Genomic DNA, 26,556 nt, shown 5'->3' on the forward strand with positions numbered 1-26,556 from the left:
GCCCTCTATGTATTCAGCGAGACCGATCGCAGTGTCAGGTTCGCCGAGAGCGGCACCGGACCGGCCGTCGTCGGGTCTCAGGATCCGGATCTGCGGTCCGCTCGACTAGCGAAGCCGTCCGCCACTTGAATCACCTCGTCCGCAGTCCACATGCGGCTCCTCCTGCGTGCGTCCACTGGGGCGAGGATGCCGGCCTCCACCATCTGGTCCACGGCGTGCTGCGCGGCCGGTTCGGAAGCACCTAGCGACTCCGCCAGGAACTGCACGGTGACGGCCGGCTGTTGAATAAGTAAGGGCAGGGCCTTCCACACGGCAGCATGAGAGCGCGCCTTCAGCCGGTCAGTCCACGATTCCATAAGCGATTCCAAGTCTCGGACCATGTCCCGACCGTGGGCACTCGCCCAGTGGGCGGCCGCGGCGAATGAGGTAACGAGGTCGTTCAGGTCTCCGTCCCGATAGGACCCGAAGGCCGCGTAGTACGAGTCGGTGCTCGCCAGCAGGCCCGCGGAAAGGGGGACGGTCAGCCGCCGTGTGATCCCATTCCGGCGCAGCATGGCCTGGACCAGTGCCCGTCCCGTGCGGCCGTTGCCGTCAGTGAAGGGATGGATGGTCTCGAACTGGGCGTGCGCCACGGCGGCCTGCACGAAGGGGTCAACATCGGTGCGGCGGATGAACGCGACGAGGTCGCCCATCAGCTCCGGCACGCGCTCCGGACGAGGCGCCACAAAGCTTGCCGTGTGCGGAGTGCACCCGAAACTGCCGATCCACACCGGGACGTTCCGAAAGCCTCCCGCATGGCCGGGCGCACTGTCAGTTAGGAGCGCGTCCTGGACCTGGACGATCCCGTCGGCTGTCACCCCGTCGGGGAGCGCGATGGCCCGTTCTGTGGCGTGGACATTGGCCGCGACCAACCCGGCGTTCGAGTCGCCCGACTTGCCGATCGTTGCCAAGGCGAGCGCCCGGGCCCCTGCCGTGACCTGTTCGATCCGCGACGATGCGGTGGCCTCGGCGTGCAGAAGCACAGTGGGCTGCGTCCAGACGTCGACCCCGCTTCCTCCCGGACGCGGAGACACCTCCGCATCGAACCGAACCAGTTCCATGGCCGCGTCGGCGGCTTCTGCGGCCGTCACCGGATCCACATCGATCGGCAACCCCGCGATGAGTGGGGGCACGGTTGCTCGAAATGGCCCACGGGTCGTCCACCGTGGCCGGAGCCCCGACATGTCGCTGTCGACCGGTGCGGACCACTTAACATCCTCCGACGAGACGGCCCATGGGGAAACCTCACCCATGGTGCGCTTCTGTGATCATGTCCCAAACTTTACCCAAGCTTTTTCATCAAAGCCTGGGTAAGGAACAGAGATCTCAAGGTCCTGGACCATTCGCTGGGGGGGTGCTCTCCTTATCCCGTCCGCCGCCGTGCATACCGTCCGAACCATGATCGATCCCGCCACCCGGCGGGGCATTCCCATCGGTCATCGCTCCGGTCGTACCGCCGGATCGCCGGCTCTAGGGCGACTGCCTCAGGACCGTTCACCGTCTATCGCTTCCCCGCGATCCTCATGAAGGACACACCATGACCAAGACCCCGTCATCACCCACCCCCTACCAGCAGGACCAGCTCTTCAGTGGCGACCAGGCCAGTGACGGCCAGGACACGAAGGCGTCCCGTCCGTGGTTCAAGAAGAAGCGCATTATGATCCCCACCGGGCTTCTGGCGTTGTTTGTCGTCGCCGGCATCGCCGGCGGCGGTGGCGAGGATCCAACACCCGCAGCCAGCACGCCGAGCCAGTCCACAGCATCGCCGTCCGCCACCGAGAACGTCGCCCTGGCCGAGGCGACCGCGTCCGCGGACGACGACGCTGAGGAGAAGGCCGAGGAGTCGGCCCGTGCCAAGGCCTCGGAAGAAGCCGAGGCCTCTGCCCAGTCAGAGGCGGAAGTCTCCGAGAAGGCGGAGGCCGAGGCCCAGGCCGCCGAGGAGGCTCGTGCTGCCGAAGAAGCAGCGGCCGAGGCGGAAGCCGAAGCCGGAACGCTCAGCCAGCAGAACGCCCTACGGTCCGCCCAGAACTACCTGGACTTCACGGCGTTCTCCCGCACCGGGCTGATCGGCCAGCTGGAGTTCGAGGAGTACTCCACCGCGGACGCTACCTGGGCAGTGGACCGAGTGGAGGTCGACTGGAACGAGCAGGCCGCCAAGTCCGCCGCCAGCTACCTCGACTTCACCTCGTTCTCCCGCGCCGGGCTGGTGGACCAGCTCATCTTCGAGGGCTTCACCCCCGAGCAGGCCGAGTACGGCGTGAGCCAGACCGGACTCTGATCATTCCGGACACCAAGGACCTCCGGCCTGCAGGCCTGTTCTCGCTGCAGGCCGGAGGTCTGGCGCTCTCCCCCGTCCCCCACAGACAATGAGGGCCACCACCCCAGGATCGACCCCCTCAGGAGCCCCATGTCCTTCCAGGCCTACCTCGACACCATCGAGGACAAGACCGGCCTCACCCCTCGCCAGCTGCTGGAGATCGCGCGGAGCAGGGGTTATGACAATGACTCGGTGAAGGCGGCCGAGATCCTCGAGTGGCTCAAGGCCGACTACGGGCTCGGCCGCGGCCACGGCATGGCCCTGGTCCACGTCATCACAAAGGGCCCCCAGATCGATGCGAAGCACGTGGGGACCACGGGCAGCCACAGCGATGCATCGGACACCCTCTGGTTGGACGGCAAGGCCACCAAGCCGGCCTGAGGCGGGACCGGCGCCGACCTTCGGAAGGTGCCCTGCCGGCGTCGTTGACTACTTCTTCTTCTCGTGCAGCATGGCGCGGGCCTCATCCAGGGCCCACTGCGAGTCCTCGTGATCCATCTTGGCCAGCATCAACAGGTTGGCGATGCGCTGCTCGCGGCTGAGCCGCGCAGTCTCGTCAGCGAAGTTGATCATGGCCAGGACGCGGGCGTGCGCGCGGCGGCCCCGCGCCTTGACCCGACTGTCATCGGCGTCCGTGCCCTTAAGGATCTGGAGCGCATCGGACAGCAGCGTCCTCGTGTCTCGGTCACCCATGGTCATGATTCTCCCACGAATTGCCCCATGCCACCCGCCCCAGCCGATCAGCCGACGGTCTTGTGGTCCGGGAACCTGGCGGCGAGCATCAGGGGATGGACCATCAGTGGATGGACAGAGTGCCACGGGCTGCGGGAGGAAGGATCTGATGACTCAACGGGAGCGCGGTGCGAGGCGTCGATGGACGCGCTTGCGGTTCACCGGTCACATCGCCGGCGCCGGGACCGCGGGCGGGACCCGACTGGTGCTCGGGTGCTGGACCAGGTCGCCGCACGGGCCCTTCGCGGACGTCATGGTCCAGCGCCCGGACGGGCACCGCATCCTGCTGGCCCCGGACGCCTGGGTGGCGGACTTCGTCTCCACCACGTACACCTTTGACGAGGTCCGGCAGGTGCCGGTCCGGGTGCAGGGGCCCGACGCCGGCGCTGCCGCCGGCTCGAGCTGGCACGTCACCGCGGGCCCGCTGGACTGGGCGTTCGACGTGGGCCGGCGCGTGCCACTGGGGCACCTGCTGCGCGCGGTGCCCGGACCGGTGGGATCGAGCCTGACCATGGCGAGACTCACGGACCGGGTAGCCCGCGTGGTGATGCCGGGCGTGCGGACCGTGGGCACCGCCGGCAACGACCGCACCGAGTGGTATGCGGCCCGGGACCTGCATCGCCTCGCCTCCTCGCGCGCGGCGTGGGACGGGGAGGACCTGGGCGCCCTGACGGACCTGGACCCACCGGCAGACTTCGGCTTCAGTTCCACCCCGAGGTTCCCGAGCCTGACCACGCTGACCAGCACCGTCCGGATTCCCCGCTGAGCCACGCGGGGCACCATTCTTGAAGGGACTGTGGATTTTCCCCTTGTGCACAACTGAATTGTGCACAACACTTCTACCATGAGCACAGCCACCGAACCGACCCTCCGCCTGGAGGACCAGGTCTGCTTCGCCCTGTACTCAGCGGCCCGCGCCGCGCAACAGGCCTATCGTCCGCTGCTGGACGAGCTGGGACTGACCTACCCGCAGTACCTGGTGCTGCTCGTGCTCTGGGAGCAGGATGGCCAGACCGTCTCGGCCCTGGGTGAACGGCTGCACCTGGACAGCGGCACACTCTCGCCGCTGCTGCGTCGCCTGGACGAGCACGGGTTCATCGCCCGCGAGCGCCAGACCACCGACTCCCGCCGGGTGACCGTCCGCCTGACCGCCGCCGGCGAGGCCCTGCGCGAGCGCGCGGTGGACGTCCAGCGGTGCCTGCTGGACGCCGTCGGGCTCTCCGGCGCGGACCTGCTCGCCCTGCGCGACCTCTCCCGGCGCTTCGTGGCCGCCGGCTGACCAACCCACGCACACCTACCCCATCCCGCCCACCGCAAGGAGAGAACCATGCAGACGATCTACACCGCCGAGGCCCTGGCCACCGGAGGTGGCCGCGACGGCCGCACTCAGACCGCGGACGGCACCATCAGCCTGGACCTGGCCACCCCGCGGGAGATGGGCGGCTCCGGTGACGGCGCCAACCCCGAGCAGCTCTTCGCCGCCGGCTACGCGGCCTGCTTCCACTCCGCCCTGCAGATGGTGGCCCGCAAGGCCAAGGCGGACCTGGGCGAGTCCAGCGTCGGCGCGCGGGTGGGCATCGGCCCCAACGACGCCGGCGGGTTCGGCTTGGAGGTCACCCTCGAGGTGGTCATGCCGAACCTCCCCGCCGAGCAGGCCCAGGAGCTTGCCGACCAGGCCCACCAGGTTTGCCCGTACTCCAACGCCACGCGCGGCAACATCGACGTGCACGTGAACGTGGTACAGGACTGATGACCACCCTGCACGACTTCACGGCCCCCACCGTGGCCGGCCACCAGCAGCCGCTCTCCGACTACGCCGGGCAGGTCGCCGTGGTGGTCAACACCGCCAGCAAGTGCGGTCTGACGCCCCAGTACGAGGGCCTGCAGGAGCTCTACGCCGAGTACAGGGATCAGGGGCTGGTGGTGCTGGGCTTCCCCTGCAACCAGTTCGCCCACCAGGAACCCGGCACGGACGCCGAGGCCAGTGAGTTCTGCCAACTGAACTACGGGGTCGAGTTCCCCATGTTCGCCAAGGTGGACGTCAACGGCGCCGGTGCCCATCCCCTGTTCGTCTGGCTGCGCCGGGAGACCGCCGGCCTGCTCGGCGGGGCCATCAAGTGGAACTTCACCAAGTTCCTCGTGGGAGGCGACGGGCAGGTCCTCGAGCGATTTGCCCCGACCACCGGACCCGAGAAGATGCGCCCGGCGATCGAGGCGGCGCTCTCCGCGCGGTGAAGGGGGCTGGCCGGAATCCTGCTGATCCCTCCCGTGACCGCCCAACCCGTGTGCTCCGCCGTCCCGATGAGTACGGTGGCCGTATGGGACCAACTCAGCTGAAATCCATGGGTCTCGGCTTCGCCGCCGGACTCGGAGTCGCCGTCAGCGCCGCCGTCGGACGCAAGGTGGTCACCGCCGCCAAGGTCGGCCAGGGGCACCCGCTGAAGCACCGCGCACTGGACCTGGCCTCCGGCCTCATCCAGCCGAAGTACCCGCTGGAGGCCATGAGCACCTACCTCAACGGCCTGCACATGTATGCCGACGAGATGGGCCGGCAGGTGGAGGCCTCGCACTTCTGCATCCACCTACGCCATGACCTACACCAGTGCGTGATCTTCGACCGGAACGCGCCCGACGCCCGCCTGATCGGCATCGAGTACATCACCACCGAGGAGCGCTTCCTGTCCCTGCCCGAGGACGAGAAGCGGCTCTGGCACAGCCACCACTACGAGGTGAAGTCCGGCGTCCTGGCCGCCCCGGGTGTCCCGGAGCTGGCCGAACACGCCTACTTCATGGACCTCGTGACCACCTACGGCAAGACCTTCCACACCTGGCAGTACGACCGCGATGACTTCCCCTACGGCATCCCCCAACTCATGATGGGACTGACCGGCGACGGGCAGGCCGACCAGGAGCTCATCCGCCAGCGCGACAGCCGACTCGGCCTCTCCACCGCCCACCAGCGCGCCTCGCGCGCGGACATCCCGACGCCGGAGGTCGCCCCGGGCGCCAACCCCTGGGAAAGCGGCCGGACCTTCCAGACCCGGCTGGAGGAAATGGACTTCAAGCGGTAGGGCCCGACGCCACGCAGTCAGGGGCGAGGCAGCATTGCTACCCTTGCCGTACGCACGCCCCGCACGACCGATGGCAGAAGGCAGGCATCCGTGGCAAACATCGATCCCGAAGAGACCCGAGATCACCCGGAGAGGGCGGCCGACGCGACCCGTGAGACGTCAGGGCACAGCATCGACGGCGACACCCCGCCCGCTGAGGGCGCCAGCGTGGGCCCCACCAACAACGAACTCGATGTGGACCAGCCCGGCGTCGGCGCCAAGAACAAGACCTGGCTGGTGGTCATCCTGGCGTTGGTTCTGATCTTCGTGGTCTTGGGCATCATCGGCCGGGTCGCCGGGATGTTCTGACCGGCCGGCCGCGCCGGGCTCAGGCCAGGGTCAGGCCCGGCTCACGAGAACCGGGAATAGTCCGGCTTCCGGCGTTCGGCGAAAGCGGTGAAGGCCTCGCGGGCCTCCGGGCTGGCCAGTCGCCCGGTGAACTCGGCGACCTCGCGGTCCATGATGACTGTCAATCCGGCCGCGTCCCGCATGAGGCGCTTGGTGGCGGCGAGCGCCCCCGGCGGCTTGGCGGCCAGCGTGGCGGCCACCTGCTGCGCGGTCTCGTGGAGAGCCTCCGCCGGGACCAGTCGGTTCGCCAGACCCGAGGCCACGGCGTCCGCGGCGGAGAGGGGCTCGGTGAGCGCGAACATGCCGAACGCGCGGGCGTGACCGATGCGCTGGGGCAGCAACACGGTCGATGCGGCCTCCGGCACCAGCGCCAGGTCCACGAACGGGGTGATGAGCGCGGCTCCCTCGGCCAGGATCACGTAGTCGCAGTGCAGGAGCATCGTGGTCCCCACCCCGACGGCCTGGCCCTGGACCGCGGCGACGATCGGCGTGGTGCTGGCCGCCAGGGCGCGGAGGAAGCGCCACACGTTCATCCGCCCGGTGATGCCCGACGCCGGCCCGTTCGCTGGGGCGCCCGGGGTTTCGGTGGCCGTCTGGTCGGGAGCCAGGTGAGCGGTCTGGTCGGCGATCCGGGCAGCCAGCCGGGAGAAGTCCGCGATGTCATTGCCGGCGCTGAAGAGGTCACCTTCGGCACGGAGCAGGACCACCCTGACCTGCGGATCGGTCTCCGCACGGACGATCGCGTCGGCAAGCGCGCCGTACATCTCCTCGGTCAACGCGTTCTTCTTCGCAGGACGGTTCAGGGTGACGGTGAGGACGGCGTCCTGCAACTCAACGGCGATATCCGGTGCCATGGCGCGACTCCTTGAGGGGCGGGGCCGGTCCGGTGTCCTAGCACCGGGCTCGGTCCTTCGATGATGGCATGCCCTCTCAACCACGGCGATGTCATGCCGCGTCCCAATAGCCCAGCCCGGCGCCGCTCTCGTTCACCACTGTCGAGTTCACCCTTATCTCGTCTGCGCCGTGAGGCAAGGTGTCCCACAGCACAGCACAGCACATGGCTAAGCCTCAGCAGGGGGTCGAGTTGGCAGCAACCAATGGACATCGCCGAAGGCCAGCGTGGCTTCTCTGGATGTGGATCGTCGTGGCATTCGCGGCTGGCGGTGTCATTGGCATGATGGTGCATTCAGCCTGGCCGATTCCCCTGCATGCATTTCTTGCTTGGGGATACGGGTTCTCCACGAGCGCCGGCCTCGGCGGTGTTGCCGCTCTTGTCGCCGCCGTGATCGCCTATCGGGGAGTCTCACGTTCAGCAGACACATCCCGACGTACAGCACTCGAAGCTTCCAACATGGCCCGCGACACGGCGCTGGAAGCACAGTGGTGGGAGAACGCGCGCTGGGCGGTGGACCGACTTCTCTCGGGTTCAGAAGTCTCTGAAGATGCGGGCAACGATTCCTTCGAACTGGATGTCGACGTCATCGACGCCAATACCCGCCTCCTGGTTGATGAGGACGCATATGCAGCCATTATCATGCTGGATTACCTCGGCGAGAATGCGCCGAGCGAAAAAGCGCGATCCTTCGCGTTGGATGCCCTCGGAACCGTGCTTGGAGTACCCTCCGAGATAGACAATGTAGACAGCGACTCGGCTAGCAACGTCGCCAATCGTCAATCGAACAGGACCACTCGTGGCTAAGAAGATCTCTCAGGAGGCGCTCCGCAGCCGCTACCTGCGGAACAGGCGTGCGGCCGCACATGCCTACATTGCTATTGCCAAGAAGCAGGAGCAGGCAGTACCCGAACGTATTCTGCAGATCGTCGGCGAACATGAGCACAACTCGTCGGTTCAAAGGTCACACGAGGACCGATCAGCCTAGAAGACGCAGACGTCACCAAGCCGGCGGGGCGCTCTGCCTGATGGGCATCACGTGCTTCGTCGGAACTCGACGGACTTAATCGTGTTTCACCGCAGTATTTAATGGCCAAGCCTCGCTTGCCCTTGAACCATGCGGATCAGCCTTGTCCTCCCCTGCCCCAGTACTTGATGTCCGGATGTCCACGACCTTGACGTGAAGTCTGTCCTTAACCCGTCTGCGGCTCGTGGTCTGATGGTTAGTCGTTCACCAGTGCGCCTGACCGGAAGGACCTCCACCCATGATGGGACCGCACCACGCCGCCAGTGGGGCGGCGGTCTGGGTGCTGCTCGCTGCGGACTATGCGGTCCCGCTCGGGCCGTTGGCCGGCGTCGGGCCTCTCGGGCCGGGCTCGGCACTGGTGATGCCCGAGGTTGTCCCGCTGGGATTCGGGCTGCTGGGCGGGATCACGGACCTGGGCGTGCTGACCGGGGCCATCGTGGCCGCGGGTGCGGCCCTGCTTCCGGATGCCGACCACCGCAGCGCCTCGATCGCCCACGCGCTGCCGCCGGTGTCCGAGTGGATCTGCCGGGTGGTGGGCGCCTTGGCCGGCGGGCATCGCAACGGCACGCACTCGCTGCTCGGTCTCGCAGCCTTCACCGTGCTCGCGTGGATGCTCTCGCTACTGGCCATGCCCACCACCACCGGCACCGTGCAGCTCGGCGCCGGCCTGGGGACCGTGCTGCTGGCGTCCTTCGCCACCAAGGCCCTGAAGTTCATCCCGGACCGTGCCCGCAAAGCCCCGTGGCTGGTAGCCGCCCCCCTCGGCGCGCTGGTGACCATCGGACTGGGCGATCAGGGTCAGCTCTTCGTGGCGGCCGTGGCCCTGGGGACGGCAGTCCACGTGGCCGGGGACATGCTCACCGACGGTGGCTGCAACCTGCTCTGGCCAGCCACCTTGAAGCCCCCGCGGATATTCACGCGCATCCCGGTGGTGAAGGAGCTGTGGAGCAGCGGCGGCCGGATGAAACTGCCCATCCTCGGACCCACCGGCTCACGTCGCGAATGGGCCCTCGCGGTGCCGATCTCACTGGTGGCGGTGGCCGGGATGCTGACCGCGTTGATCGCGGTGCTGGCGGGTTAATCACGGCAACGCCTCGTTCCTTGTCTGGCCCACCTGATCTACTGGGCCCATGACAGAGAGATGGATACTGTGGTTCGTCATCGCGGTCCTGCTCGTGGCCGTCGTCGTGATGTCTATGCTTTTCGTCCGTCGCCTGCGAGTCATGGATCGCACGGCCGCCGTTCGGACGCGGGAGCGTGACCAGCACTTCGCTGAACTTACTGAACAACACAGCCGGGAACGTGAGCACACCGTCGAGGAGCATCGCCGTCAGCTGGCGGCGCTGGAGGAAGAGCACCAGGGTGCGGTTCAACGTGCGGACGCCTTCCGGCTGGCGGCGTCCCCACCGATCAAGGAGGATCTGGTCTCACGGGCGCTCATTCTGGATTCCTGCAGGTCTCTCGGGCTCCACGGCGTCCTCGCCACCAACGTCCAGTTCCTTGCGGCAGGCGGTCACCCCGACAAGCCTTTCGTCGCGCAACTCGATCACGTGCTGTTGACTGATTCCTTCGCGATGATCATCGAGAACAAGTACTGGAAGCAGCTCGTCTTCGATGGCCGACTGCCCAGCACCGTCAGTCCCGCCTTCGGGCCGATCCTGGACGAGAAACCGCTGGAGAAGTCCTTCGCCGTTCAGGTCTGCACGGGGCGCCGGAGGGACCAGAACCGGCCCTCCTCGAACTCTGACGAGGACGAACTGCTGGTACGGACCCACACCAACGATTCCTCTCCGCGGTCCCAGGTTCGGCGCCACGCCGTCCAGCTCAAGGACAGGCTGGTAGCCGATGACATCCGCCGACCGTGGTTCTGGACCTGTGTCCTGTACTCACACCCACGAGTTGAGTTGCACGTCGAACCTCAGCCGCCCGTGCCGGAGGGGAAGGCGACTCGGGTCCTGTCCGGCGCTGCAGCGCTCCGAAGCCACCTTTAGTCCGTGGACGTTCTGGAGAGTGGGAGGTCTGGGGAGAACCCTGTTGACCTCCTCGGTGCAATCCTGCAGCAGCGAGGAGCGGACATGACCGGTTTCGGTCGTTATGAGCAGGAGTGGTTGTCCGTCTGGTAGTAGGCGCTACAACCGCCAGCCTCACGTCAACGACCCCGTTGACGCCGGCCTGACTGGAGCGCGAAGTCATCCAACAGGCCCAGGACCTCGTCCGCGGTCCACACCCGATTGCGCTTCCGGTCCCCCACCGGGACGAGGATGCCGGCCTCCACCATCTGCTTCACAGCATGCGTGGCCGCTGGCTCCGAGACGCCCGTCCGTTCCGCCAGGAACTGCGCGGTCACGGCCGGCTGCGAGACGACAACGGGCAGTGCCCGCCAGACCGCTGCGTGGGAACGGGCGGTGATCCGTTCGGTCCAGTCCGCCAGGAGTTCCTCCAGCGCCCGGACCAAGACCCGTCCATGGGCGCACGCTATGAAGGCGGCCCCGGTGAACTCGGCCACAATGGGATCCAGGTCGCCCTCCCGATACGCCCCGAGTGCGGAATAGTAGGAGCCGACGTTCGCCAGCAGCCCCGCAGACACCGGGACGGTCACGCGGCGGGTGACGCCGTAGTGACGCAACAGTGCGTGGACGAGGGCGCGGCCGGTACGGCCATTGCCGTCGGAGAAGGGATGGATCGTCTCGAACTGGGCATGCGCCACCGCCGCCTGCACAAAGGGGGCCAGATCGGCCCGCCGGGTGAAGGCCACAAGGTCCTCCATCAGCTCTGGCACGCGCTCCCGACGAGGCGCCACGAAGGTGGCCGTGTGCGGCGAGGATCCCCGTCCACCGATCCAGACCGGACCATCACGAAACGCCCCCGTGACCCCGGGAACACCGTCTCCCAGAAGCACCTGTTGCACCTCGACGATCCCGTCAGTGGTGATGCCCTCAGAAAGAGCGATGGCACGCTCCATGGCCCGCGCGTTGGAGGCGACCAAGGCGGCGTTCGGTCCGGTCGATTCCCCGAGCGCGGCCAGCGCCAACGCCCTCGCGCCGGCGGTGACCTGTTCGATCTGCGATGAGGAGGCGGACTCAGTGCGGAGCAGGACGGCACTCAGAGGGCCTACCTCTGCGCCGCCGACCCCCAGGGCCTGCTGCACCTCGGCGTCGAAGCGGACCAGCTCCATGGTCGCCTCGGCAGCTTCTGTTGCTGAGGCGGAACCCAACTCCACCGATAGATCGGCGATGAACGGTGGGACTGCTGCCCGATAGGGCCCACGACTGGCCAACTGTTGACGCCGCGAGACGCTGTGGTCGATGGGCGCAGGCCAGTCGACGTCTTCCCACCCCACGGCCCAGGGAGACGCTCCCTCGTGGCCCATGGGTGTGATCATTCCGTCACGTTACCAAAGGTTTACGAGTAACCTTCAGCAACGGTCGCCTGAATTGAAGGTTGGTGGCATTGCGTCGGAACGAGGTCCCTTCCCGCTCGTCCAGGAACAGGTCCCGTTCCGGCGCGCAGGACCGGACCGCCACCTCCGTCGAGCAGGTTCTGCACCGCTGCGGTGGCCGGGATGGTCAGCGCTGTTTTCCAGCTCGTGATCGACCTGTGAAGCCAGCCGGAATCCAGCCGAGCGACCGCGGGTGCGCGTCGAAGTCCTCTTCGCCGGGTTGAGTATCAGTCGGCAGGGAACATGGTGCTGGCGGTCCGGCCGATCAGGGTGGTCATGGTCCCATCCACGGCCCCACCGGCCACTCCACCGACAAGCGGGATCCCCTTGGCCAAGGTCACCACGGACCGCTTGGTCCCGTACTTGGCCAGAAGCATGAAACCCGCCTTGCGGTTCACCTGACGGATCACGGCGATCGGGATCTTCTTGATCGCCTCCATCGCCAGCTTCTGGCCGACCTTGATTCCCACGGTCTTGGCCACCTGCTGGGCATTCGAACCCACCGCGATCAGCGTCGCTACCGTTCGGACGTGCGGATCTTTGAGGTCGTAGCCCCGCAGGTAGGCGATGGCAGCAGCCAACCGGGCGTTGATGACCAAGGCACCAGCCATATTCGCGGGAACGGCCACGGGCATCATGATGAACCCGCCAAGACCGGTCACGAGGCCATTGACGCCGGCCGCCTCCACTGACTCCACAATGAGTCGTCTGATGGTCTTCTCGATATCTTCGCGGGCTTCCGGGTCGAACTTCCGCATCGGCCCGTCATTGGCCACGTAGCGCTCGCGCTGCACGCGGGACAACCGGTCCTCCGCCCACTGGATCGACCCGGAGATGGGCCCGACGCCCGAGTCGATCACCGAACCGACCATCTTCAGAAGCTGGTCGGACGCCTTCTCAGCCATCGTCGTGGATGAGTTTTCCGGTTCCGTGGTGGTATCCGCCATCAGATGTCCTCTCAAAAGGCGTGCGGTATCTGGTCCCCCTATGCGGCTTCGGTCACCGTGGCCGTCGGGTTCCAAACTGCGTCCCCGCGTCCTCCTACGGTGCATACAAGACACCACAACGATGTTCGGGTGAGTTTCCGAATACCCTGATCAAACCGATCACCGATCAACCGGCTGAAACCATCACCATTCATTCTCGAGAAAGCAAGGGACCCTCGTGAGGACCTCCACCACGCGTTTCCTCCCCGGCCTCGGCCTTGGGACCCTCATCGGCGTCGCGGGGACCGTCGCGGCCGGTTACGTATTGCCAGGGGGAATCTTCGGAGACGGTACCGAGGATCGTGATACCCAGATCATCGAATCCGTCACTGAGATTCAGGAAGTCGCACTCCTGGAACTGGGCATCCAGGGCATGCACGAACACGAGGATTCCGGGGCTGATATCCGCTTCTTCGATCAGGCGGCACTGCAGATTCCCTGGACCGACCGCACGACGGTGATCCCGTACTCCTTCCAGGCCAAACTGGGCATCGACGGTGAGGGCGTGACGATCGAACCCACCGGGGAGGATTCGTTCGCCATCACCATCCCTGAGTTCACCTTCATCGGCCACGACGCCGTGAAGTTCGCCTCGGCGCAGGAGGACGGCGGTGCCTTCCGCTGGGTGACTCCGAAGGCCGACGAGCTCGACCTGGCCAACGAGATCCTCAGCGACGAGAACAAGGACGAGTACGTCGCCCAGCACGAGGATGACCTCAAGGAGCAGGCGGAGTCCTTCTACAGCCAGATCGTGGCCGGCATCGACCCCGACATCGACATCACCTTCTCCTTCCAGGACTGACGCGCCAAGGGCCGCTCCCCAGCGGCCGCGGCACCCCAGGGCCGACCCGATCCCCGCAAGCTACTCGCGGTCGACCGCACGTCCCGGCGCGGGCGGTTGCCTCTGCGGTCCTGTGACCCGCCACCGAGGGGCGTAGGCGGGGCAGCCTGACCGCCCCTCGGCCGAGCTCACTCCCTGCCCTCCCGCCCCCTTTTCCTTGACGTTCTGCATCATGGACAAAACCTTGTAACCACGATTCCCCATGGACACCCAGCCCGGAATGGCCGGAATACATGGCCTGCGCTGCGCATCGAGAGAACTACGCCGTGATTAATATCAAGTCGCATGATATTCTCATCGAACATTCCATCCGTGATGCACCTCACTCACCCGGGAGATCACCATGAAGCTCAGCCGTCTCAGCACCACAGTCCTGGCGGGCGCGGCCATGCTCGCCCTCGCCTCCTGCTCCGCCGGCGGCGGCAGCACCGATTCCACGGCCAGCCCGGCCGAGGCCACCACGGCCACGGTCAACACGGAAGCCCCCGTCTATGACCAGCTTCCGGAGGCCATCCAGGACGCCGGGGTCATCAACATCGCCGGTGACACGCACCCGCCGTACCGCACCCTGCAGGAGAACGGGGAGATCACGGGGATCGATCCGGACATCCAGGCGGCCCTCGCGGAGCAGCTGGGCGTGCCGTTCGCCATCCAGACCTCCTCCGGCCTGGACGCCATGCTCACCGGCATGCTGTCCGGCCGCTACGACGCCTTCAACGGCCCGGTCCGCACCACCGCGGAGCGCGAGGAGGACTTCGACGCCGTGGTGTGGATGACCACCCGGACCTCCTACCTGTACCTGACCGAGCGCCAGGACGAGCTCGGTGCTCCCGAGGACGTCTGCGGCGCCCGGGTGGCCGGGGTGACGGGCTCCGTCACCGAGAGCCAGCTGGAGCACTACACCCAGTGGTGCTCGGACAACGGGCTCGAGGCGCCCACGTTCCTGGGCCTCGAGGACACCAACTCCACCATCCTCGCCATCCAGTCGGACCGCGCCGACTACGCGGGCACCACCCAGACCGCCGCGCTCGACCTCCAGGCCCAGGATGAGGGCACCTTCGAGTTCGTGGTGCAGTCGGACGAGCAGGGCGCGGGAGTGGACCAGCTGGCCATGTTCATGCCCAAGGACAACGAGCTGGCGCCGGCCATGCTGGCCGCCTTCGAGGGCATCTTCGCCAATGGCGAGTATGACCGGATCATGTCCGAGTGGGAGCTGGACGACGTCACGGTGGACGCCCCGACCCTCAACCCGATGACCGAGTCCGGCGAATGACCCTCACGGAGACCCAGATGTCACCTTCCGCCCCGTCCCCGCCCGCCGTCCGCACCGACGCCGTGGACGTGGCCCAGGCCCGTCCCAGGGTCAGGCCGCTGCGCATCCTCGGCACCGTCCTGCTGGCCCTCGTGGTCTTCGGGATCGCGTCCTTCCTCATCACCAACGAGCGGTTCGAGTGGGACATCGTCGCCGAGTACCTCTTCAACCCCAGCGTGCTGCTCGGCCTGGTGACCAGCGTCCTGCTGATGGTGGTGGCCATGGTGCTCGGCACGGCTCTGGGCACCCTCCTGGCCGCCGGCCAGCTCAGCGACTACTGGCCCGTGCGGATGGCCTGCATGGCCTTCGTGGGCTTCTTCCGCGGGGTCCCGCCCCTGGTCCAGCTGATCTTCTGGTTCAACCTGGCCTACCTGCTCCCCCGGATCTCCGTGGGCGTGCCGTTCGGCCCGGAACTCTTCAGCTGGTCCACCAATGACCTCATCACCCCGCTGACCGCGGCCATCATCGGCCTGTCCCTGCACGAGGCCGCCTACATGGCGGAGATCATCCGCGCGGGAATCCTCTCGGTGGACCAGGGCCAGCATGATGCCTCCGCGGCCATGGGCTTCAGCCGCTGGCACTCCTTCACCCGGATCGTGCTCCCGCAGGCCATGCGGGTCATCATCCCCCCGACCGGCTCCCAGGTCATCGCCACCCTCAAGGGCACCTCCCTGGTCAGCGTCATCGCCATGGGCGATCTGCTGCACGCCGTGCAGGTCATCTACAACCGCACCTATGACGTGGTCCCCATGCTCATCGTGGCCGTGATCTGGTACCTCGTGGCCGTGACCGTCCTGACCTTCTTCCAGCGCAAGGTCGAGGACTACTACAGCCGCGGTGCCACGCGCACCGCCCCTAAGGCCACCGCACAGCAAGGGCCCGACGCCGGCCCGAGCAGTACCACGGCAGCGGTCCGGAACGAGGAGAACCAGTGATGAACGGATCCCAGATCACCACGGCACCCGACCGCCGGGACGGCGCCACCCCGGACCCCGGCGCCCCCGTCCTCGAGGTCGTGGGGCTGCGCAAGCGCTTCGGGGACCTGACGGCCCTGGACGGCATCGACCTGACCGTCAACGAGGGCGAGGTGGTGGCCATCCTGGGCCCCTCCGGCTCCGGCAAGTCCACCCTCGTGCGGTGCCTGGACCAGCTCGAGGGCATCGACGGCGGCGCCATGTACCTGGACGGGGAGCTGCTCGGCTTCGAACAGGGCAGGACCCTGCGCCCCCTGACCGACGCCGGCGTCCGGGCCCAGCGCCGGCGGATGAGCATGGTGTTCCAGCAGTTCAACCTGTTCCCGCACTGGACCGTGCTGCGCAACGTCACCGAGGCCCCCATCGCCGTCCACGGCATCGCCCCGGCACAGGCCAAGGCGAAGGCCCTGGACTTGCTGGCCAAGGTGGGACTCTCGGACAAGGCCACGGCCTATCCGCGGCAGCTCTCCGGCGGCCAGCAGCAGCGCGTGGCCATCGCCCGCGCCGTGGCCGTGGAGCCCCGCGTGCTGCTCTTCGACGAGCCCACCAGCGCCCTGGACCCGGAGCTGATCGACGAGGTGCTGCAGACCATGCAGGCCCTGGCGGCCACCGGGCGGACCATGGTGGTGGTCACCCACGAGATGGAGTTCGCCCGCGAGGTCGCGGACCGCTGCATCTTCATGGCCGAGGGCCGGGTGATCGAGGACCGTCCCGCCGAGGCGTTCTTCCGCGACCCGCAGACCGACCGGCTGCGCTCCTTCCTGGCCCGCTCGATGCGCGCGAACGCCGACCAAGGAGCCGAGCGCGAGACCGGCCGCGAGACCGGCCGTCAGACCGACCGGGAGAACGGGGCCCGGCAGCCGTGACCGGAACGACCACGCTGATGGCCACCGGGGACCTGGTCCTGGAGCGGGCGGACACCACGTCCCTGTTCGCCGCCGCGGCCCCCGTGCTGGCCGGGGCGGACCTGGTCATCGGCCAGCTCGAGGTGCCGCACACCGAGTCCACGGCCACCACGTCCTCGGACGTGCCCGCCGTGCCGGCGCCACCCTCGGCCCTGGACGCCGTGGCCGCCGCCGGGTTCCACGTCCTGACCCTGGCCGGCAACCACGTCTACGACTCCGGCGAGCAGGGCATCGAGGACACCCGTCAGCACTGCCGGGACCGGGGACTGGCCACCACCGGCGCCGGCCGGAACCTCGAGGAGGCGTGGGAGCCGGCCGTCGCCGAGCACGGGGACCACCGGATCGTGGTGCTCAGCGTCAACTGCGTGGGGCCGCGCGAGTCCTGGGCGGGCAGCGCCAAGGCGGGCTGCGCCTGGATCGAGGTCGTCACCCACTACGAGCCCCGCGGCGCCAACCCGGGCGGGCCTCCGCGCACCTACACCTTCGCCGAGCCGCGGTCCCTGGCCGCCTTCACCGAGCGGGTGGCTGGCCAGGCGCGCGAGGGCACGGCCGTCGTCGTGTCCCTGCACCAGGGCCTGGTCCACCAACCGGTGGAGATCGCCCAGTACCAGTACGAGATCGCCCACGCGGCCATCGACGCCGGCGCCGTGGCCGTGATCGCCCACCACGCCCACATCCTCAAGGGGATCGAGGCCTACCGCGGCCGGCCGATCTTCCACGGGCTCGGCAACTTCGCCACCGTGACGAAGGCCCTGGGCGGGGCGCCGGACGACTCCCCCGAGCGCCGGGCCTGGGCGCGGGAACGGATCCGGCTGTTCGGCTTCCAGCCGGACCCGGAGATGCCCGAGTACCCCTTCCACCCCGAGAGCCGGAACACCGTGATCGCCGCGATCACCCTGGGCCCGGACGGGACGGTGGACGCGGAGGCCATCCCCTGCTGGATCGACGACGACGCGCGACCGGTCCCGCTGTCCCGGGCCGAGGGCGGCGAGGCCGTGGGCGACTACCTGAAGACCATCACCCGGGACGCCGGCCTGGACACGGTCCTGGACTGGACCGGGGACCGACTGACCATCCACCTGGAGGAGACACCCCGATGAGCACCCAGAACCGACCTCTGGCGGGCAAGACCGTGATCGACCTGACCACGGCCCTCGCCGGCCCCTACGCCACGCTGCTGCTGGCCGGGCTGGGCGCCCGGGTGATCAAGGTGGAGAACCCCACTCGCGGCGGCGACTCCTCCCGCAACAACTCCCCCTACGTCACCGCGGACGGCCTCAGCGTGCGCCGGACCTCTGAGGACGACATGTCCGTCTCCATGATGCTGCGCGGGCGCGGCAAGGAGTCCATGACGCTGAACCTCAAGCACCCCGAGAGCCGGCAGGTGCTGTTCGACCTGATCGCCGAGGCGGACATCGTGGTGGAGAACTACAGCGCGGGGGTGACCAAGCGCCTCGGGATCGACTACGCGGCCGTGAAGCACCTCAACGAGAAGCTGGTCTACACCTCCATCAGCGGCTTCGGCGCCGGCACGGACAACGGGGACCGCAAGGCCATGGACACCATCGTCCAGGCCCTGAGCGGCGTCATGATGACCGCCGGGGAGCCGGGCCAGCCGCCGGTGCGCTTCGGCCTGCCCATCGGGGACCTCTCCGCTCCGCTCTTCGCCGTGATCGGCACCTTGGGCGCCGTGCTGCAGGCCGAGCACACGGGGCAGGGCCAGCACGTGGACGTGTCCATGCTCGGGGCCCTGACCTCCATGGTGGCGTGCGAGCCCTTCGACGCCCTGGAGTCGGTCGGCTTCCCGCTGCGCACCGGCGCCTACGTGCCCCGGCTCGCGCCGTTCGGCACCTTCCGCGCCGCCGACGGCTACTTTGCCATCTGCGCCCCCACGGACCAGTTCGCCGCGGGAGTGCTGCGGGCCATCGACCGGCCGGACCTGCTGACCTCCGAGGACTTCGGCAGCCGGGACGCCCGGGTGGCCAACGCCGATCGCCTGCACGGGCTGATCGCCGGCTGGGCCGCCGAGCAGCCCCTCGCCGACGTGCTCGAGGCGCTCACCGCCCACGGGGCCCCCGCAGCTCCGGTCCGGACGACGGCCGAGGCCGTCCGGGACCCCCAGGTGGTGGCCCGCGGTGAGGTGGTCCCCCTGGTCCACCCCAAGTTCGGACACTTCGACGGACTTTTCGGCTCCGGCCTGCCCGTGGTCCTCTCCGGCAGCAGCACCTCGCTGGACGCACCGGCCCCCTATCTGGGTGAGCACACCGAGTCCGTGCTCTACGCGCTCGGCTATGACGCCGACCGGATCGAGGGGCTGCGCTCCTCGGGCGTGCTGTGACCGCGACTCCTGAGCCAGCACCTCGGGTGGCCGCACCCACGGCGGCCGCACCCACGGCGGCCGCACCCCGGATCGGGGTGGTCGGCGCGGACGTTCCCCGCCAGCTCGTCCTGGCCGCCGGTGCCACCCCGGTGCGCCTGTCCGGCGCGTGGAGCGGGGAGGTCTCCCAGGAGGCGGCAGAACTCCTCGGGGCCGCCGACGCCGTGGCCGCCCGGGTGCTGGACGGCGTGCTGTCCGGCGCGCACGATGACCTGGCCGGCCTGGTGGTCTGCAACGACTCCATGGCCCACCTGCGCGTCTACTACGTGTTGCGTGTGCTGGCCGGTCGCGGCCGCTTCCCGTTCCCCGTCCACCTGCTGGACACGCCCCGCGGCGGCGGCGCCCACCGGAACCGCTTCGTGGCCCGGCAGTACGAGCGCCTAGCGGACTTCGCCACCCGCTGCACCGGGACCCCGGTGGACGCCGCCACCCTGGCCGCGGCCGCGGCTCGGGAGACATCCCTGGGCCAGGCCCTGGACCGGGTGCGGGACCGACGGCGGGACCGGACCCTGACCGGGGCCGCCGCCCTGCGCTGCTACGCGGCCGCCGGCCGGCTGACACCGGAGGAGGCGGTGGCCGAGATCCAGGCGGTCCTGGACGCTGCAACCGCCCCGACGACTCCCCCGGAGGCGGCCGACGGCGGCGCCGTGCCGGTGTTCATGACCGGCAGCTCTCACCCCGACCCCTCGGTGTACGAGGAGCTCGAGCGGGCCGGCTTCTCGGTGGTGGGCGAGGACCACGACACCGGTGAGGGCGCCTGGATCGGCACCGCCGTCCCGACCGGCACCGCCCCGGCCGAGGCACAGAGTGACCCCACCCCGTCACAACGGTGGGGGTCAGGTCACTTTGCGCCTGAGGGGGGTGGGGGGACGGCGGAGGCGGCCTCTCCCGCCGAGGCCTTCAGTGCCCTGGCCGAACTCCACGCCCGGCGTTCGCCCGCGGCCGCCCGCTCCCTGGCCGCCGAGCGGACCCGGCACCTGCTCGAGGCCGTCGAGACGTCCGGCGCCGCCGGCGTGGCGGCCCTCGTCCGGGACCTCGACGACGGCCCGGCCTGGGACCTGGCCGACCACCGCGAGGCGCTGGCCGGCAGCGGGAGGTGGCTGGCCGCCGTCGTGCAGGTTCCCGCCGACGGCGTGCCCGAGGCCACGGCCGAACTGCTCTCCCGCATTCACGCCCAGGAGGCCACGTCGTGACCGATCACCGACTCCGCTCCGCCGTGGCCGCCACCGCCTACCAGAAGGACTGGTTCCAGACGGTGCGCGCGCGGGCCGCCGCGGGCGAGCCCATCGCGCTGGTGAACGCCGACGCCCCGCACGAGGTGTTCCGCGCCCTGGACATCCCCTACGTGGTCACGCAGTGGTGGTCCTCCATCATCGCGGCCAAGAGGGCCGGGCCGGCCTCCATGGAACGGCTCGCCGCCGCCGGGCTGCCGGACTTCAGCCTGCAGTACGACGCGATGCCGCTGGGCGAGCAGCGCCTCGAGGCCGGCGAGCGCCCGTGGGGCGGGCTGCCGACCCCTCGCTTCGCCGTGGCCGAACGCAGCGGGGACGTCACCGCCAAGATCTTCGAGCAGTGGGGCAGGTTCCCCGGCACGGAGACGTTCCTGCTCTCCCGCACCGGCGCGGACCCCGTCCCGGACCGGTGGTGGGAGCTCGTGCCGCGCGACTGGGAGCAGGCCTTCGGCTCCGAGCGGCTGGACCTGCTGCAGGGCGAGATCGAGGACCTCATCGCCTGGCTCGAGGAGCGCACCGGGCGGACGCTGGACCGGGACCGGCTGGCGGAGGTGATGGCCCTGGGCAACCAGCAGGCCGAGTGGAACCGGCGCACCCGGGACCTCATCGCCGCGGCCCGGCCCACCCCGGTGCTGGTCAATGACACGATGCCGGCGGTGATGGCCCCCCAGTGGCAGCGCGGCACCCAGTGGGCGGTGGACGCCGCCCGGTCCCTGTACGAGGAGACGGCGCAGCGGGTGGCGGACGGCGTGGCCGTGTGCCCCGGGGAGCGCCGACGGCTCATGTGGGTGGGCCGCGGACTGTGGTCCGACCTGGGCCTGTACACCCGGTTCCAGGAGGAGTTCGGCGCCGTGTTCGTCTGGTCCATGTACCTGGCGATCGCCGCGGACGGCTACCTGCGCTACGGCGAGGACCCCGTGCGGACGCTGGCCGCCCGCTTCGTGGGGATCACGGACCAGCTCTACGTGCCGCCGTGGTCCGCCCAGTGGTACGTCAAGGAGGCCCTCAGCCACGGTGTGGACGGGGTGGTGCACCTCGTGGCGGATGACACCCCCGGCAGCGGGTTCATCACCGAGGCCCTGGAGGCGGAGGGGATCCCCGTGCTGGAGATCCGGGCCAACAACGCGGACCAGCGTTCCAGCTCGGCGGCCCGCATCCCCGAGCGGATGGCCGAGTTCATCCGCACCCGCCTCTGACGGTGGGCAGCCCGTTCCGGCACCGGAACTTCTCCTGGTACTTCACCGGGCAGCTGATCTCCAACACCGGGGTCTGGTTCCAGAACCTGGCGTTGCAGCTCGTGGTCCTCGGCGCAACCGGCAGCGCCCAGGCCCTCAGCGGCATCACGATCGCCCAGTTCCTGCCGATCTTCCTGCTGGGACTGCCGGCGGGCCGGCTGATGGAACACGTGGCGCCCCGCACGGTGCTGCTCGTGACCTCCCTGGCCTCCGCCGCCGCCACCGCCGGGCTGGTGTTCGTGGTGAACCAGGACCCGGACCTGTGGGCGCTCTACGGGCTCGTCGGGGTACTGGGGACGGTCCAGGCCTTCGAACGGGTCGCGGCGCAGACCATCATCTTCGAGCTCGTGGGCGCCGGCGGGCTCTCCCGGGCGGCGTCCGTCAGCACTATCGCTCTGGCCGCCGCCCGCTCGGTGGGCCCGGCCCTGGCGGGCCTCGCCTTCCAGGGGCTCGGGGCCGGGGCCTGCATCCTCATCAACGCCGGGGCCTACCTGCTGGTCTTCGCCTCGCGGTGGCTGATCCGTCCGGCCGAGCTCCACTGGCGCACCCCGGTGGGGCCCGACGGCGGCCGGCCCGGTCCCGCGGACCCGGCCGGGCCGGCGTCGTCCTCCTTCCGGTGGAGCCGGGACGTGGCCACGCTGCTGGTGGTGAACGTGGTGGTCTCCCTGCTGGCCATGAACTTCGGCCTGGTGCTCACCTCCACGGTGGACCTGTCCTATGGCGGGGACGCCGCCGCCGTGGGGGCCGTCCACACGCTCAACGCGGTGGGGGCGGTGGCCGGAGGGGTGCTCGCGGCCCGCCGGGCGCAGGTGACGGTGCGGTCCCTGGTGCCGGCCACGGCCGTGTTCGGTGCGGCCCTCGCGCTCAACGCCGCGGCCCCGACGCTGGTGCTGTTCCTGGTGGCCGCCCCCGTGCTGGGGCTCGGCGTGGGCTACTACCAGGGCATCGTCAACGCGGCCGCCCAGGAGTCGGTGCCGCCGCGGTTCATCGGGCGGATGATGTCCTGGATGACCCTGGGCAGCTACGGCATGGTGCCCTTCGGGGCGCTGGCCATGGGCTGGGTGATCGACGCCAGCTCGGGGCGGGTGGCCTTGGCCGTCTCCGCCGTGAGCGCCCTGGCCTGCACGGTGGTGGTGCTGCTCCGGACGCGGCCGTAGTGGATGGGCTGGGGCAGTTCAGGCGGTGCCGCCGGCCTCCCGGTCCAGGGCCTTCAGGCGGCTGGCCGCCAGCCGGGACGGGACGTGCCGCGGCCGGCTGGTGATCTGGCGGCGGGAGACGGCCTCCGCCTCCGCCTCGTCGTCCCCGAAGTATCCGCCCGCCAGCTCCCGGGCCGCGTGGTCCAGGACCCCGACGATGGAGTTGCCGAGATCATCCCCCACCACCTCCGTCAGGCGCCGCTCGTGGGCGCGGAGGTCCCGGGTGCAGGCCTGGACGAGGTCCCAGCCGGCCTCCGTGAGCTGGATGAGGCGGATCCGCCGGTTCGTCGGATGACTGCCGCGCTCCACCAGCCCCAGCTCCAGCAGCTCGTTCGCCACGAGGTGCGCGGCCTGCGCGCTGACGAAGGTACGCCGGCCCAGCTGGGCGTTGGAGAGCGGCTGACCCTCCCCCAGGACCTGGAGCAGGAGGAACTGGGACAGCGTCACGCCGTGGGAGAGCGCCAGGTTCTCCGTGAACCGGTCCAGCGCCCGGCCGAGGCGGTAGGCCGTGTAGTTCAGGCGGTCCGTGGCCGGCTCGCCGCGCGGGTCTCGTTCAAGCTCCATCCCCCGAGAATATCAAGTTGTTTGCGATGTCCCGTTCTCGGTCAGAGCCGCACCCGGACCGGGGCAAGCCCCGACCCTGCCGGATAGGTGCCGTCGAAGACCGGTACGGCGTCCGGGTGGAGGCGGGCCTCGGCGGTCACCATCCGTACCTCATGCCCCACGCCGGCCGTCTCAGGCTCGGGAGACTCGGGCCACTGCAGCTCGGCAAAGGGCACCCGCTCCCACCGGCCGTCGATCCAGGTCTCGGCCGTCAGGACGTGGCCGGAGCCGTGGTCCTCCACCCGGGGGTCGGCCAGGCTGACGTCCAGCAGGCCGCCGTGGGCCCGCATCCGCACGCCGCCCCGGAACCACCGTGCCCCCGCCGGCCGGTCCGGGTCCGGCGTGAAGTAGAACCCGCCATCCGGAAGCCGCCCCGTGCCGGGGGCCAGGTCCACGGAGGCCCCCGGCCACCGCTCCACGTAGTCCACGAAGCTGCCCTTGATCCCCCAGGCCAGCCCGGTGTCCCGGCGGGTGACCCTGCCCTGGGCCCCGCTCACCGGTGGACCCGGATCCGCACGGACTGGTAGCCCAGCTCGGGCATCCGGGTCGGCTCCGGGACCCCCAGCACCTCCAGCCGGTCCGCCTGGTGGACCATCACCTGCAGCGCAGCCCGGATGATGCCGCGGGCCAGGTGCTGGCCCACGCACTGGTGCTGACCCCGCCCGAAGCCCAGGTGCCGGTCCAGATTGGGCCGGGAGGCGTCGAAGCGGTCCGGGTCCGGGAACTCCGCCGGGTCCCGGTTGGCCGCGGCATAGACGAGGGTGACCGGCTCGCTGGGCTCCAGCCGTGCACCGGCCACCTCGGTGGGGCGGCTGACGGTGCGGGCGAATCCCCGGTACGGGGTGTACAGCCGCAGGAACTCCTCCAGCGCCGGTTCCATGGCCACCTCGCCGGTCCGCAGCGCACGGTGCAGCTCCGGGTCCTCCGCCAGGTGCCGGGCCATCCCGCCGATCAACAGCGGCGGGGCGACCATGCCGACCACCAGGGACTGGCGCAACGCCCCGACCATGTGCTCCTCGTCCAGCTCCTGGCCGTCCACCCGCTCGGCGAGCAGGGCGGAGGCCGGATCCTCCCGCGGATCCCGCGGGTGGCTGCGCCGGTCCGCCACGAGCCACCGGGCGACCTCATACATCCGCTCGCTGTGGAGCGTGACCGCCTCCCCCTCCTGGCGCCTCCAGGCCTCCACCCAGGCGGTGGCCGTCCGAGCCAGCCAGGTGACCCGCTCGGGATCGAGGTTGAGCCACATCGCCTCGGCGTAGGCCGGCAACAACGTCCCGAACGTTCGGGTGAGATCGTCGTCGTCCCCCGCCACGAACTCCTCGAAGAGCGTTTCGGCCCGCTCGCCGATGCGCTCGGACAACGCCGCCACCCGTCCCGGCGCCAGCGTCCGGTGCAGGGCCCGGCGGAACGGCGTGTGCCGGGGCGCGTCGAAGTTCAGGGGCGGACGCCGGATTCCCCGGGGATCGCTGGGCACCACGGCCTTGACCGAGGAGATGAACGTCTCCGCGTCCGAGGCCGCCGACCTGACGTCCTGGTATCCGGTCAGCGCCCAGTACCCGCCCAGGTCCTCCGTGTAGGCCGCCGGGTGTGTGGCACGCAACTGGGCGTACGTGGCGAAGGCCAGCCCCGGGTCATCCGAGGTGAGGGTGAAGGTCCCCGTGGGCGGGCCGCCGGGCAGCGGTGCCGCGCCGCCGGTGCGAGCGGCGGGGCCGGTGCGAGCGGCGGGGCCGGTGCGAGCGGCGGGGCCGGTGCGAGCGGCGGGGCCGGTGCGTTCCACGGTCATCAGGCCCCCAGCGCGATGAACTCGAGCGGCACGTGGTTGGTGCCCCATTCGGCCCATTTGGCCATGCCCGGATCCCCCGTCAGGTCGAAGTTGCTGCGGGACAGGGCCTCCTCCAGCGTGATCCGGAACATCATCCGGGCCAGGGGCGCCCCCGGGCAGGAGTGCGTCCCCCGTCCGAAGCTGATGTGCTTGGCGATGTTCTCCCGGTGCAGCCGGAAGGTGTCCGGCTCCTCGAACATCCGCGGGTCCCGGTTGGCGGCCGTGTACACCAGGGCGATGGGGTCGCCCTCCTGGATCTGCTGGCCGCCCACCACGGTGTCATGCCTCGCGGTCCTGGCCATGCCCCGGTAGGGGTTGTACAGGCGCACGAACTCCTCGACCGCGCCCGGGATGTCCTCCGGATGCTCGCGCAGGTGCTGCTGCAGCTGCGGATCCCGGCTCAGGTGGACGAACATGTTGCCGATGAACACGCTCGGGGCCACCATGCCCGTGACGATCAGCTGGCGCACACAGCCGAGCACCATCGCGGAAGGTAACGGGCCGCCGTCGTACTCCGCCTCCAGGAGGGCCTGCGTGAGGTCGTCCTCCGCGGAGAAGGCGCCGGCCCGGCGCTCGTCGATGATCGCCTGGGCGATCTCGTAGAGCCGGCCGCTCAGGGACTTGACCGTCTCATGGTCCAGCACCTGGATGGCGTCCACGTAGGTGCCGCTGACCGTCTTGATCTCCAGGCTGGTCTCCGCGGAGAGGTTGAAGAACTCGGCGAAGACGTGCGCCGGGAGCTTCTGCGCGTACTGACGCGCCACATCGACCGTGCCCTGCCGGATGAGCGGCTCGATCAGCTCCTGGACGCACCGGCGGACGGCGGGCTCCAGGGCCCGCATCTTCGGGGGTGTGAAGAAGTGGTTGATCACCCGCCGGTAGCTGGTGTGCTGCGGCGGGTCCAGGTGCAGGGGCGGCCGGACCCCGGTGAACGCGAACTTCGGGATCGCGTTCTGCGAGGTGGTGGTGAACCGGTCGATATCGGTGATGACCTCCGCCAGCTCCTCGTAACCCAACATGGCCCAGAAGCCGCCGAAGTCCTGGCTGCGGGCCACCGGATGCTCGGCCCGTAGCCGGGCGAACTCGCGGTGGGCATCGTCGAAGCCCTCGGGAGACTGCGCATCGAAGTCGTGGGCGGAGCGGCGTGCATGCACCGCGGTCTCCACCAC

The 26,556-nt window shown here is 69.4% G+C and carries 30 protein-coding genes; 21 read left to right on the top strand and 9 right to left on the bottom strand.

The annotated features are described in order from the left end of the window. Positions 1-77: 77 nt before the first annotated feature. On the bottom strand, positions 78-1,151 hold the full coding sequence (locus RE421_RS01070) for a Fic family protein (protein ID WP_309812906.1): 1,074 nt from the start codon (positions 1,149-1,151) through the stop codon (positions 78-80). Positions 1,152-1,576: 425 nt separating this feature from the next. Between RE421_RS01070 and RE421_RS01075 the strand changes: the two genes are divergently transcribed. Both RE421_RS01075 and RE421_RS01080 read left to right on the top strand, forming a co-directional pair. Further along, entirely contained in the window at positions 1,577-2,317 is a 741-nt protein-coding gene (locus RE421_RS01075; RefSeq protein WP_309812909.1) for an Ltp family lipoprotein, read from the top strand. Positions 2,318-2,446: 129 nt separating this feature from the next. Next, on the top strand, positions 2,447-2,737 hold the full coding sequence (locus tag RE421_RS01080) for a DUF4287 domain-containing protein (RefSeq protein ID WP_309812912.1): 291 nt from the start codon (positions 2,447-2,449) through the stop codon (positions 2,735-2,737). A gap of 48 nt (positions 2,738-2,785) precedes the next feature. Here RE421_RS01080 and RE421_RS01085 read toward each other — a convergent pair whose 3' ends face one another. Beyond that, a complete protein-coding gene (locus RE421_RS01085) occupies positions 2,786-3,049 on the bottom strand; it encodes a hypothetical protein (RefSeq protein ID WP_309812915.1) in 264 nt (87 codons plus the stop codon). A 190-nt stretch (positions 3,050-3,239) separates the two neighbouring features. Here RE421_RS01085 and RE421_RS01090 point away from each other — a divergent pair, with 190 nt between their 5' ends. From RE421_RS01090 to RE421_RS01115, 6 genes are all read left to right on the top strand, one after another. Beyond that, positions 3,240-3,854: a hypothetical protein gene (locus RE421_RS01090; RefSeq protein ID WP_309812918.1), complete on the top strand. Its 615-nt coding sequence runs from the start codon at positions 3,240-3,242 to the stop codon at positions 3,852-3,854. A 78-nt stretch (positions 3,855-3,932) separates the two neighbouring features. Beyond that, positions 3,933-4,367 carry a MarR family transcriptional regulator gene (locus RE421_RS01095; RefSeq protein ID WP_309812921.1) on the top strand — a complete coding sequence of 145 codons (435 nt, stop codon included), beginning with the start codon at positions 3,933-3,935 and terminating at the stop codon, positions 4,365-4,367. A gap of 48 nt (positions 4,368-4,415) precedes the next feature. Then, positions 4,416-4,838 (top strand): organic hydroperoxide resistance protein, encoded by a 423-nt coding sequence (locus tag RE421_RS01100; protein ID WP_309812924.1) that lies wholly within the window; start codon positions 4,416-4,418, stop codon positions 4,836-4,838. Further along, positions 4,838-5,323, top strand: coding sequence for a glutathione peroxidase (locus RE421_RS01105; protein ID WP_309812926.1), 486 nt, complete (start codon positions 4,838-4,840; stop codon positions 5,321-5,323). Before RE421_RS01100 ends, RE421_RS01105 begins: the two co-directional genes overlap by 1 nt. An 83-nt stretch (positions 5,324-5,406) precedes the next feature. Beyond that, entirely contained in the window at positions 5,407-6,159 is a 753-nt protein-coding gene (locus RE421_RS01110; protein ID WP_309812928.1) for an OBAP family protein, read from the top strand. 90 nt (positions 6,160-6,249) lie between these two features. Beyond that, on the top strand, positions 6,250-6,507 hold the full coding sequence (locus RE421_RS01115; protein ID WP_309812931.1) for a DUF6480 family protein: 258 nt from the start codon (positions 6,250-6,252) through the stop codon (positions 6,505-6,507). A gap of 41 nt (positions 6,508-6,548) precedes the next feature. Here RE421_RS01115 and RE421_RS01120 read toward each other — a convergent pair whose 3' ends face one another. Next, positions 6,549-7,400 carry an enoyl-CoA hydratase-related protein gene (locus RE421_RS01120; protein ID WP_309812934.1) on the bottom strand — a complete coding sequence of 284 codons (852 nt, stop codon included), beginning with the start codon at positions 7,398-7,400 and terminating at the stop codon, positions 6,549-6,551. Positions 7,401-7,678: 278 nt separating this feature from the next. Here RE421_RS01120 and RE421_RS01125 point away from each other — a divergent pair, with 278 nt between their 5' ends. The 4 genes from RE421_RS01125 to RE421_RS01140 all read left to right on the top strand — a co-directional run bounded on the left by RE421_RS01125 (position 7,679) and on the right by RE421_RS01140 (position 10,456). Beyond that, positions 7,679-8,245: a hypothetical protein gene (locus RE421_RS01125; RefSeq protein ID WP_309812938.1), complete on the top strand. Its 567-nt coding sequence runs from the start codon at positions 7,679-7,681 to the stop codon at positions 8,243-8,245. Continuing rightward, the gene (locus RE421_RS01130; RefSeq protein WP_309812941.1) at positions 8,238-8,426 is read left to right on the top strand and encodes a hypothetical protein; all 189 of its coding nucleotides are present in this window, start codon (positions 8,238-8,240) and stop codon (positions 8,424-8,426) included. Before RE421_RS01125 ends, RE421_RS01130 begins: the two co-directional genes overlap by 8 nt. A gap of 277 nt (positions 8,427-8,703) precedes the next feature. Beyond that, on the top strand, positions 8,704-9,546 hold the full coding sequence (locus RE421_RS01135) for a metal-dependent hydrolase (RefSeq protein WP_309812950.1): 843 nt from the start codon (positions 8,704-8,706) through the stop codon (positions 9,544-9,546). A gap of 49 nt (positions 9,547-9,595) precedes the next feature. Continuing rightward, positions 9,596-10,456, top strand: coding sequence for a hypothetical protein (locus tag RE421_RS01140; RefSeq protein ID WP_309812951.1), 861 nt, complete (start codon positions 9,596-9,598; stop codon positions 10,454-10,456). 158 nt (positions 10,457-10,614) lie between these two features. On the opposite strand, the gene RE421_RS01145 is transcribed toward RE421_RS01140, so the two are convergent. Continuing rightward, on the bottom strand, positions 10,615-11,640 hold the full coding sequence (locus RE421_RS01145) for a Fic family protein (protein WP_309812954.1): 1,026 nt from the start codon (positions 11,638-11,640) through the stop codon (positions 10,615-10,617). Between the two features lie 491 nt (positions 11,641-12,131). Next, positions 12,132-12,851 (bottom strand): EcsC family protein, encoded by a 720-nt coding sequence (locus RE421_RS01150; RefSeq protein ID WP_309812956.1) that lies wholly within the window; start codon positions 12,849-12,851, stop codon positions 12,132-12,134. Positions 12,852-13,068: 217 nt separating this feature from the next. Between RE421_RS01150 and RE421_RS01155 the strand changes: the two genes are divergently transcribed. The 9 genes from RE421_RS01155 to RE421_RS01195 all read left to right on the top strand — a co-directional run bounded on the left by RE421_RS01155 (position 13,069) and on the right by RE421_RS01195 (position 22,923). After that, complete coding sequence (locus RE421_RS01155; RefSeq protein WP_309812959.1) at positions 13,069-13,692, top strand: hypothetical protein; 624 nt, start codon at positions 13,069-13,071, stop codon at positions 13,690-13,692. Positions 13,693-14,074: 382 nt separating this feature from the next. Further along, positions 14,075-15,004, top strand: a complete 930-nt coding sequence (locus tag RE421_RS01160) for a transporter substrate-binding domain-containing protein (RefSeq protein WP_309812962.1) — start codon at positions 14,075-14,077, stop codon at positions 15,002-15,004. Next, entirely contained in the window at positions 15,001-15,978 is a 978-nt protein-coding gene (locus RE421_RS01165) for an amino acid ABC transporter permease (protein ID WP_309812965.1), read from the top strand. Before RE421_RS01160 ends, RE421_RS01165 begins: the two co-directional genes overlap by 4 nt. Continuing rightward, a complete protein-coding gene (locus tag RE421_RS01170; RefSeq protein WP_309812967.1) occupies positions 15,978-16,883 on the top strand; it encodes an amino acid ABC transporter ATP-binding protein in 906 nt (301 codons plus the stop codon). Before RE421_RS01165 ends, RE421_RS01170 begins: the two co-directional genes overlap by 1 nt. Then, positions 16,880-18,022: a CapA family protein gene (locus tag RE421_RS01175; RefSeq protein WP_309812970.1), complete on the top strand. Its 1,143-nt coding sequence runs from the start codon at positions 16,880-16,882 to the stop codon at positions 18,020-18,022. Before RE421_RS01170 ends, RE421_RS01175 begins: the two co-directional genes overlap by 4 nt. Then, positions 18,019-19,260, top strand: a complete 1,242-nt coding sequence (locus RE421_RS01180) for a CoA transferase (RefSeq protein ID WP_309812973.1) — start codon at positions 18,019-18,021, stop codon at positions 19,258-19,260. Before RE421_RS01175 ends, RE421_RS01180 begins: the two co-directional genes overlap by 4 nt. 26 nt (positions 19,261-19,286) lie before the next feature. After that, on the top strand, positions 19,287-20,492 hold the full coding sequence (locus RE421_RS01185) for a 2-hydroxyacyl-CoA dehydratase family protein (protein WP_309812976.1): 1,206 nt from the start codon (positions 19,287-19,289) through the stop codon (positions 20,490-20,492). Continuing rightward, positions 20,489-21,727, top strand: coding sequence for a 2-hydroxyacyl-CoA dehydratase family protein (locus tag RE421_RS01190; protein ID WP_309812978.1), 1,239 nt, complete (start codon positions 20,489-20,491; stop codon positions 21,725-21,727). Before RE421_RS01185 ends, RE421_RS01190 begins: the two co-directional genes overlap by 4 nt. A gap of 2 nt (positions 21,728-21,729) precedes the next feature. After that, a complete protein-coding gene (locus RE421_RS01195; protein ID WP_309812981.1) occupies positions 21,730-22,923 on the top strand; it encodes an MFS transporter in 1,194 nt (397 codons plus the stop codon). Positions 22,924-22,941: 18 nt separating this feature from the next. On the opposite strand, the gene RE421_RS01200 is transcribed toward RE421_RS01195, so the two are convergent. Genes RE421_RS01200 through RE421_RS01215 form a run of 4 tightly spaced genes read right to left on the bottom strand, consistent with a single transcriptional unit; the run spans position 22,942 to position 26,556 of the window. Then, the gene (locus tag RE421_RS01200) at positions 22,942-23,526 is read right to left on the bottom strand and encodes a MarR family transcriptional regulator (RefSeq protein WP_309812984.1); all 585 of its coding nucleotides are present in this window, start codon (positions 23,524-23,526) and stop codon (positions 22,942-22,944) included. 41 nt (positions 23,527-23,567) lie between these two features. After that, complete coding sequence (locus RE421_RS01205; protein WP_309812987.1) at positions 23,568-24,062, bottom strand: HtaA domain-containing protein; 495 nt, start codon at positions 24,060-24,062, stop codon at positions 23,568-23,570. Continuing rightward, on the bottom strand, positions 24,059-25,348 hold the full coding sequence (locus RE421_RS01210; protein ID WP_309812990.1) for a cytochrome P450: 1,290 nt from the start codon (positions 25,346-25,348) through the stop codon (positions 24,059-24,061). Before RE421_RS01210 ends, RE421_RS01205 begins: the two co-directional genes overlap by 4 nt. Continuing rightward, entirely contained in the window at positions 25,348-26,556 is a 1,209-nt protein-coding gene (locus RE421_RS01215; protein WP_309812992.1) for a cytochrome P450, read from the bottom strand. The genes RE421_RS01210 and RE421_RS01215 overlap by 1 nt, the downstream gene beginning before the upstream one ends.

Origin of the sequence: Citricoccus sp. I39-566 (genome assembly GCF_031432995.1) — a bacterium.
Taxonomy (GTDB): Bacteria; Actinomycetota; Actinomycetes; order Actinomycetales; family Micrococcaceae; genus Citricoccus; species Citricoccus nitrophenolicus_A.